This is a genomic window from Rhodococcus sp. P3_B8, assembly GCF_056402775.1.
The window spans coordinates 1-852 of sequence record NZ_JBFUGT010000670.1; the positions used below are offsets into that span (position 1 = coordinate 1).

An 852-nucleotide genomic window follows, 5' to 3' on the forward strand; every position below is an offset into this window, starting at 1 on the left:
CCGACGTCAACCTCGCCTGGCCCACCGCCCAGATCGCCGTCATGGGCGCCTCCGGCGCCGTCGGGTTCGTCTACCGCAAACGCCTCCTCGAGGCCGCCAAGAACGGCGACGACGTCGACGCCCTGCGCCTGCAACTGCAACAGGAATACGAAGACACCCTCGTCAACCCGTACGTCGCCGCCGAACGCGGCTACGTCGACGCCGTCATCCCCCCGTCCCACACCCGCGGACAGATCGTGGCCGCCCTGCGCCTCCTCGAACGCAAAATGGTCACCCTCCCGCCCAAGAAGCATGGGAACATTCCGCTATGACCGCGGAATTGGTAGTCGACGAGGTGCTCGACGAGCTGGGCGCCGGCATCACTGAAGAGCCGCCGGCGGCGCCGGCCGTGACGTTCACGGGCAACCCGAGCGACACGGACATCGCCGCGGTGCTCGCAGTGTTCGCTGCGATCGCCTCGTCCGGTTCCGCGGCGGAAGCGCCCGCGTCCGATAACGATTCGTGGGGCACGCCCGCCCTCATTCTGCGTCGGCAAGTAGCCGCCGCTGCCGTCCTGGTCAACGCAGGCTACTGAAACTGTAGAAAAGGGAAGACATTTCGATGAGTAGTGCACGTATTTCCAAGGTGCTCGTCGCGAACCGCGGTGAGATTGCAGTGCGGGTGATCCGGGCCGCAGCCGATGCCGGCCTGGCCAGCGTCGCCGTCTACGCCGAACCCGACGCCGACGCCCCGTTCGTGCGCCTGGCCGACGAAGCATTCGCCCTCGGCGGGCAGACCTCCGCCGAGTCCTACCTGGTGTTCGACAAAATTTTGGACGCCGCCGCCAAGTCCGGCGCCGACGCCATCCACCCC

3 protein-coding genes are annotated in these 852 nt (G+C 67.3%); all 3 read left to right on the forward strand.

What is annotated here, in order from left to right; genetic code table 11:
* On the forward strand, positions 1 to 311 hold a 311-nt coding region (locus AC1D1G_RS45615; protein WP_452593318.1), incomplete at its 5' end, for a carboxyl transferase domain-containing protein.
* Positions 308 to 574 (forward strand): acyl-CoA carboxylase epsilon subunit, encoded by a 267-nt coding sequence (locus AC1D1G_RS45620; protein WP_265148198.1) that lies wholly within the window; start codon positions 308 to 310, stop codon positions 572 to 574. The genes AC1D1G_RS45615 and AC1D1G_RS45620, both read left to right, overlap by 4 nt.
* A gap of 26 nt (positions 575 to 600) precedes the next feature.
* The coding region (locus tag AC1D1G_RS45625) for a biotin carboxylase N-terminal domain-containing protein (RefSeq protein WP_477956989.1) at positions 601 to 852 on the forward strand (252 nt) is incomplete at its 3' end.